This is a genomic window from Embleya sp. AB8, assembly GCF_049739465.1.
Taxonomy (GTDB): domain Bacteria; phylum Actinomycetota; class Actinomycetes; order Streptomycetales; family Streptomycetaceae; genus Embleya.
On record NZ_JBMHHY010000015.1, the window covers coordinates 270815 to 278170 of the forward strand.

At 73.2% G+C, this 7356-nt stretch carries 5 protein-coding genes; 4 read left to right on the forward strand and 1 reads right to left on the reverse strand.

Features of this window, described 5'->3' with window-relative positions; all coding sequences use genetic code 11:
- Nucleotides 1-37: 37 nt before the first annotated feature.
- The 3 genes from ABIA38_RS23885 to ABIA38_RS23895 all read left to right on the forward strand — a co-directional run bounded on the left by ABIA38_RS23885 (nucleotide 38) and on the right by ABIA38_RS23895 (nucleotide 4307).
- On the forward strand, nucleotides 38-2164 hold the full coding sequence (locus tag ABIA38_RS23885) for a DUF4139 domain-containing protein (protein ID WP_424640820.1): 2127 nt from the start codon (nucleotides 38-40) through the stop codon (nucleotides 2162-2164).
- Between the two features lies 1 nt (nucleotide 2165).
- Nucleotides 2166-3788: a mucoidy inhibitor MuiA family protein gene (locus tag ABIA38_RS23890; RefSeq protein WP_424640821.1), complete on the forward strand. Its 1623-nt coding sequence runs from the start codon at nucleotides 2166-2168 to the stop codon at nucleotides 3786-3788.
- 87 nt (nucleotides 3789-3875) lie between these two features.
- Complete coding sequence (locus ABIA38_RS23895; protein ID WP_424640822.1) at nucleotides 3876-4307, forward strand: PLD nuclease N-terminal domain-containing protein; 432 nt, start codon at nucleotides 3876-3878, stop codon at nucleotides 4305-4307.
- 65 nt (nucleotides 4308-4372) lie between these two features.
- On the opposite strand, the gene ABIA38_RS23900 is transcribed toward ABIA38_RS23895, so the two are convergent.
- Complete coding sequence (locus tag ABIA38_RS23900) at nucleotides 4373-5299, reverse strand: IclR family transcriptional regulator (RefSeq protein WP_424640823.1); 927 nt, start codon at nucleotides 5297-5299, stop codon at nucleotides 4373-4375.
- Nucleotides 5300-5403: 104 nt separating this feature from the next.
- Here ABIA38_RS23900 and ABIA38_RS23905 point away from each other — a divergent pair, with 104 nt between their 5' ends.
- Entirely contained in the window at nucleotides 5404-7203 is a 1800-nt protein-coding gene (locus ABIA38_RS23905) for an N-acyl-D-amino-acid deacylase family protein (RefSeq protein WP_424640824.1), read from the forward strand.
- Nucleotides 7204-7356: the final 153 nt, after the last annotated feature.

The window sequence follows — 7356 nt, forward strand, 5'->3', positions numbered from 1 at the left end:
GGCCGGGACGACAGGCAGGGACGAGCAGGAGGGGTACATGCTCACGGTCGCTTCGGAATTGCGTTCGGTGGTCGTCCATGCCGTGGGGGCGGTGTGCGTACGGAACTGCGAGGTCGAGCTGCCGGCGGGTCCCCCGGGGCCGATCCGGGTACGGGTGACCGGGTTTCCGCTCACCGCGCACGGCGACCGGCTGCGCGCCCGGGTGCCGGCGGGTGGTGCGGACGGTACGGGTGACGTGGCGCTACGGGTGACCGACGTGCGGCCGGGCGTCGACGTCGAGGTGGTCGAGGACGCGGCCCTGCCGAGCGTGCTGCTCGACCTGGAGGCGGCCGAGTCACGGGTACGGGCGTTGCGCGATCGGGCCGGCCGGCTGGCCGCCGAACTGGCCGAGATCGCCGGATTGGCGGCCGTACTCCCGACCGTCAAGCGCGGCGACCCACCACGCAACGCACCGGTGTCCGCGCTGCTCGACCTGGCCGAGTTCACCGACGCGCGCGCGGCGGCGCTGTACGAGCGGATCGGCGCGTGCGACGCGGAACTGCGCGAGGCGGTACGGGAAGCCGAGCTGTATCGGGCCCGGCTGAACGCGGGATCCGGCGCGGTGCGCACCGAACGGGCCCAGGTCTCCGGCAGCGCGGTGGTCACCCTGGAGCACACCGGCGAGGCCGGCCGGGTCGAACTCGCGGTGGAGTACCACGTGCCCGGCGCCCGCTGGTCGCCGATGTACCAACTGCGTCTGGACGAGGCGATGACCGGCGGCACGCTGATCCTGCGCGCGTGCGTCGCGCAGCGCACCGGCGAGGACTGGACCGGCGTACGACTGGGCCTGTCCACCGCCGACCTGGCCCGAAGCACCGACCTGCCCGAACTCAAGTCGCTGCGCCTGGGCCGCCGGCAGACCGCCCCCGCGCACCCGGGCTGGCGCGAACCACCCACCGGCCTGGCCGAGTTGTTCACCGGATATGACGTGGCGGCGCAGGTGGAGCGCGAGCGTGAGCGGTCGACCTACGCGGCGGCGGCGGCGAGTGCGGGCGCCGCCGAGGAGACGCTGTACACCGAGCACCGGATGCTGTCGCGCCCGGCGCCGCCACCCACCCCGGTGGTCGCGGCGCCGGTACCGCTGTCGGCGCCCATGCCATCCGGCGGCTACGGCGGCGCCCCGGGACCGCACCCGGCCGCGGCATCCGACCGGCAGCGCATGCGGCACGGACTCGCCGGCCCGCCCGAGCCCGGCGCCGCGTTCGAGGTCGCCGGGTTCGCGCCAGCGCAGGAGGGGGTCGCATTCGTCGCCGAGAAGGGCTTCGAACCCGCGCTGCCGGACGCCCCCGAGCCGCGCGCCGACCTGCTCGACTACGCGGGGCTCGAACTGCGCGGCGCGGACGACCCGCAGGCCCGGGGCCGGCTGCGCCCCGCGTCGTCCGGAACCAGCGGCCCGGCCATGGAGTATCGCCGCCGGGCCGACGAGGTCACCCGCCTGATGTTGCCCGAGCACGCCTTCGCACCGCGCGACGCGGCCGGGTCGTACGACTACCGCTACGACACCGCGGCGCCCGCCGAGGTGGCCGCGGACGGGGTGTGGCACACCATCCCGGTGTGCGAGATCGAGATCGGCCTGGCACCCGAGTTCGTCTGTGTACCGGCCCTGGACGACGCGGTCTTCGGCACCGTCGTACTCGCCAACGCCTCCGCGCACGCCCTGCTCGCCGGCCCTGCGGACGTGTCGGTGGCGGGTGAGTTCCTGATGACGGTGCCGCTGCCGACGCTCGCGCCCGGCGCCCGCGAACGGGTCGGCGTGGGGGTCGTGGAGAGCGTGCAGGTCTCCCGGAACGCGCACATGCGCGAGTCGACCGCCGGACTGCGCGGCGGCACCGCGGTACTCGACCACCGGATCGAGGTGGCGGCGGTCAACCACCTGGCCCGGCCGATCCGCCTGGACATCCTGGAGCGGGTCCCGGTCACCGACGACAAGGACATCAGGATCGAGGAGCACGCCGGCACCCCGCGCTGGGTGGAGGACACCGAACTGCGCGACGGACGACACGTCCCCGGCGCGCGCGTATGGCACGTCGAACTCGCCCCCGGCGAGCGGAAGAACCTCACCGGCGGCTACGAGATCCGGATCCCGGCAGCGAAGGCCGTCGTCGGCGGCAACAGGAGGGTCTGACATGACCGAGTCGACGCTCGAACACCACGCCCCGGCCGAACCCAAGCCGGAGCCGCTGCCGATCACCGCGGTGACGTGTCTGGAGGACCGGGCCCAGGTGACCCGGTCCGGCCGGCTCGAACTGGCCCGGGGTGTACAGCGGATCCTGATCGGCCCGGTGACCCCGCTCGCGGTGGACCGGTCGCTGCGCGCCGAGGTGCTCGCGGACGACGGCACCGCGACCGCGATCGACGCGCGCGTGGTCCGGGTGTACACCCCGAAGCCCGCCGGCGGCCCCGGCCCGGACGCCTCCGAGCTGCGCCGGCTGGTCCACGAACTGGGCCAGCGCAAGGAGGAGTCGTCCCGACGCGAGCAGCGGCTGCGCACCCGGCTCGGCCTGGTCGCACAGGCCCGGACGGACCTGCGCCGGGAGATCGGCGAGAACACCGGATTCGGTATCGCCGAGCCGGAGCGCTGGGCCGGCGAGCTGGATCGGCTCGCCGCCGAGGCCGACGAGCGGTACGCCGAACTGCACGCGCTGGCCGACGAGCGGACCACGCTGGGCCGCCGACTGCGCGACGCGGAGGCGGCGTTGAGCGCGGCCGAGCGGGAGCCGACCGAGCTGACCGCGAGCGTCGAGGTGGTGATCGAGGCCGACCGGGCCGGTTCGGCCGAACTGCGGGTGGTGCACCTGGTGCCGTGCGCGCTGTGGCGGCCCGCCTACCGGGCGACGCTGGCGGCGGATCGGCGGTCGATCGAGGTCGAGTCGTACGCGGTGGTGTGGCAGCGCACCGGCGAGGACTGGACCGACGTGGCGTTGTCCCTGTCCACCGCGCGGCCGACCCTGGCGGCGCGTCCGCCGAGCCTGGCCGAGGACCGGTTGACCCTGCGCGAGCGCAGCCAGGAGGAGCGGAAGCAGGTCGAGGTGGATCTGCGTGAGGAGGACATCGCCACGGTGGGCACGGTGGCGGCGGGCTCGGCTTCGGCTTCGGCTTCGGCCGAGTTGCCGGGGGTGGACGACGGCGGCGAGGTTCGGGTATTGGCCGCGCCGGCGCCGGTGGAGCTGCCCGCCGACGGCCGGCCGCATCGGGTCGGGCTGACCACCTTCACCGTGCCGTGCGAGCCCGAGGCGGCCTGCTCACCCGAACTGTCCCCGTTCGTGAGCCAGGTCGTCCGCTTCGCCAACGACGCCGGCCACGCACTCCTCGCGGGCCCGGTGGAGCTGGTCCGCGGCAGCGGGTACGCCGGGCGCGGGCAGCTCGACTTCGCCGCGCCGGGCGAGGAGGTGCGGTTGCCGTTCGGAAGCGAGGACGACTTCCGGGTGGTGCGCGAGGTGACCGAGGCGCGGACGACGGCCACGCTCACCGGGCGCACGGTGGTCACCCGTACGGTGACCGTCTTCGTGTCGCACCTCGCCGCACCGGGCGCCGAGCCGCCCGGGCCGGTCGTACTGCGCGAGCGGGTGCCGGTGTCGGAGGTGTCGGCGGTCGAGGTCAAGGTGCGCGACGACCTGTCGGAGCCGGCGCCGGACGTGGTCGACGCGCAGGGGATCGTGCGGTGGGACCTGCGGTTGGCCCCGGGTGAGCGGCGGCGGGTCACGCTGGTGTACGAACTGCACGCGTCGGGCAAGGTCACCGGGTTGTGAGCGATCCGGCGTCGGCGGTGTTCGGGGAGCCGACCGTTTACGCTGGACGAGGGAAGACCACGTATCGGCTGCCGAGGAGTCCGTCACATGCTCAGGGTCCTGATGATTCTGGTGCCCTTGGCGCTGGACATCTACGCGTTCATCGACTGTCTGACCACCGACGAACGTAAGGTCAGAGGGCTGCCCAAGCTGGCCTGGGTCTTCGTCATCCTGCTGTTCCCGCTGTTCGGCGCGATCGGCTGGCTGGTCGCCGGGCGGGAGAAGAGCGCACAGGCGGCGGGCGGCGGCGGATTCGCCTTCGGCGGTCGCGGTCGAGGCGGCCAGCTCGCCCCGGACGACAACCCGGAGTTCCTGGCCTCGCTGGCCAAGGACGAGCGCAAGCCGGGCGATGTCCCGGCGGCGGGCAACGACGAGGAAGAGATGCTCAAGCGCTGGGAAGAGGACCTCAAGCGCCGCGAGGACGACCTGCGCAGCCCCGATCAGGACAATCCGGACGGGCGCGCGAAGGACAAGGACTGATCGCGGGCTGATCGGGTTTCGGCAGTACGGCCGGTCGGGTCGCGGCAGCGGCCCGACCGGCTTTGTCATGCGGGGGCGTCGACTGTGCGGATCGCCGCAGTCACCTCCGCCGCCGCCTCGGCGAGCAGCCGGCCGGTCTTCTCCACCGCCTGACCGTCGGTTCGGGGCGCGAAGCCGCGCAGGCTGAGGATCAGTACCAGGTCGCCGTCCCGGTCGTGCACCGGCGCGCTGATCGCGCCCACCCGGTAGTCCCGATCCGGATCGAGGTCGTCGATCTGCCCGCCGTCCGAGCTGCCGCCGATCTCGGTCGCGATCTCCTCCAGGAGGGTGCGCAGTCGGGCCGCTGCGGCGCCCGCGCCCAGCGTGTCCAACCCCTCCAGGTGCTCGTCGAGTTCGCCGAGCGTCTCGCCCAACCGCGTCTCCACGTCGGTGACCTGCTCGATCGCGAACCCCCGACGCCGGGCGTCGTCGATCGCGCGCTCCATCCGGCGGCGCGCGGCCGGAGCGTCCGCCTGGTCGAGCCAGCGGCGGACGGTCTGCTCGGCGGCCCAGGGCACGTAGCCGATGCCGAGCGGCGGGGTGATCGGCGCCTGGGCGCCGACGTTCAGCCGGTGCAGTTCCGGGCCGGGCGCCCGGACCACCTCGGCGATCGCCACGTGGTGTTCGCCGGGGGTCATCGCGAAGCAGGTCAGCCCGGTCTCGTCGCGCAGCCGGCCCATGATCGGGCGGGCGACGTCGAGTACGCCGAGCCCGCGTGCCGCCGCCCGGCCGACCGCGACCAGGGCCGGGCCGAGTCGGTAGGTACGGCGGGTGGGATGGCGGATCAGCCAGCCGAGGGAGGTCAGGCTCGCCAGCATCGGATGGCAGGTGGCCGGAGTCACCGCGAGATGGCGGGCGATCTCGGACAGGGTCAGTCCGTCGGTCGGCCGCTCGGCGATCGCGTCGATCAGCGAGACGAGCCGGTCGGTCTGCGGGGACGGTCGTGCGGGCATGGCGGGCACCTTATCCGGTCTTGCCGATCTTTTCGCATAGTGCGCATATTGACTCGCACAATGCGCAGCCATACGGTCTGGCCCACGTTACCGGGGAGGCGCACATGTACGACCACTACGACCACTACGACCTCAAGATCAGCAACGCCACGATCGTGGACGGCACCGGCGCGGATCGGTATGTGGGTGACATCGGCATCCGGGATGGCGTGATCGTCGCGATCCGCCGGCACGACGGGACCGATCCGGACCCGGCCCTCGACGGCGACGCCGCCGAGACGATCGACGGGACCGGGCTCCTGGTCACGCCGGGCTTCGTGGACATCCACACCCACTACGACGGCCAGGCCACCTGGGACGAGGTGCTCGATCCGTCCACGTCGCACGGGGTGACCACGGTGATCTCCGGGAACTGTGGGGTGGGCTTCGCGCCGGTGCGGCCGGGGCGCGAGGACTGGCTGATCCGGCTGATGGAGGGCGTCGAGGACATCCCCGGGACGGCGCTCGCCGAGGGCATGACGTGGGGGTGGGAGACCTTCCCGGAATACCTGGACGTGCTGGAAGGGCGCCGGTTCGCGGCCGACATCGGCGTACAGATCGCGCACGGCGCGGTACGGGCGTACGCGATGGGCGACCGAGGTGCGCGCAACGAGCCGGCCACGGCCGAGGACATCGCGGCGATGGCGGTGATCGTCAAGGAGGCGATCGAGGCCGGCGCGCTGGGCTTCTCCACGTCGCGCACCCTCGCGCACAAGGCGATGGGCGGCGAGCCGGTGCCCGGCACGTTCGCCGGCGAGGACGAACTCTTCGGCCTGGGACGGGCGATGGCGGCCGGCGGCCGGGCCGTGTTCGAGCTGGCGCCGACCGGCTCGTCCGGCGAGGACATCGTGGCGCCGGCCTCGGAGGTGGCCTGGATGCGCCGACTCGCCGCCGAGATCGGCATGCCGGTGTCGTTCGCCCTGCTCCAGGTAAACGCGGCGCCGGCGTTGTGGCGCGAGCTGATGGCCGAGTCGCAGGCGGCGAACGAGGCGGGCGCGCGGCTGCATCCGCAGGTCGCGGGGCGGCCGTTCGGGATGCTGACCGGGTTCGGCACGCGCAACGCGTTCAGCAAACGACCGACCTTCCGGGCGCTGGACGACCGGCGCATGGCGGGTGAGCTGGACGCTGCGGCGTTCGCGGCGGAGTTGGCCCGGCCCGAGGTCAGGGCGGCGATCCTGGCCGAGGCGGACCTGCCCAGCGACCCGAACATCCCGGGCGACTCGGTGAATCTGGCGATGCAGTTCATGCTGGACCGGATGTATCCGATGGATCCGGTCCCGGACTACGAGCCACTGCCGGACCGTACGGTGGCGGCGATCGCCCGGGCGCGCGGCGAGGAGCCGTTGGCGACGCTGTACGACCTGCAACTGGCCGACGACGCGCGGGCCACGCTGATGGTCCCGATGTTCAACTACTCGGACGGCGACCACGAGGCGATCCGGGAGATGCTCACCCACCCGGCGAGCGTCTTCGGTCTGGCCGACGGCGGCGCGCACTGCTCGATGATCTGCGACGCGTCCCAGCCCACCTTCCTGCTCACCCACTGGGCCAGGGACCGCGCCCGAGGCGAGCGGCTGCCCCTGGAGTTCCTGATCCGGAAGCAGACCCTGGACACCGCGACCCTCTACGGCCTGACCGACCGAGGCGTCGTGGCGGAGGGCAAACGCGCCGACCTGAACGTGATCGACCTGGCAGCGCTGACGTTGCACCGACCGCGAATGGTCCACGACCTCCCGGCCGGCGGCGGCCGAATGCTCCAGGCCGCAACGGGCTACGTCGCCACGATCGTGGCCGGCCAGGTGACCCGCCGAGCCGGCGTCGACACGGGGGCCCGGCCGGGGAGGCTGGTCCGCGGCGCGCGTTGAGCGCGCCCGATGTCGGCAAGGCCCCCGAGCCATGGCCTCGCCCGACCTGATGTGTGTATGAGCTTGCTCCGCTTTGACGGACACCGTCGTTGTGGTGGTCAGGCCGCGAGTGTGGCTTCGTATTCGACGGGCGTGCGGTAGCCGAGGCTGCTG

Coding starts and splice junctions, on each gene's coding strand:
- ABIA38_RS23895 (WP_424640822.1), top strand. CDS start 3,876: ATGCTCAGGGTCCTGATGATTCTGGTGCCCTTGGCGCTGGACATCTAC.
- ABIA38_RS23900 (WP_424640823.1), bottom strand. CDS start 5,299: ATGCCCGCACGACCGTCCCCGCAGACCGACCGGCTCGTCTCGCTGATC.
- ABIA38_RS23905 (WP_424640824.1), top strand. CDS start 5,404: ATGTACGACCACTACGACCACTACGACCTCAAGATCAGCAACGCCACG.
- ABIA38_RS23890 (WP_424640821.1), top strand. CDS start 2,166: ATGACCGAGTCGACGCTCGAACACCACGCCCCGGCCGAACCCAAGCCG.
- ABIA38_RS23885 (WP_424640820.1), top strand. CDS start 38: ATGCTCACGGTCGCTTCGGAATTGCGTTCGGTGGTCGTCCATGCCGTG.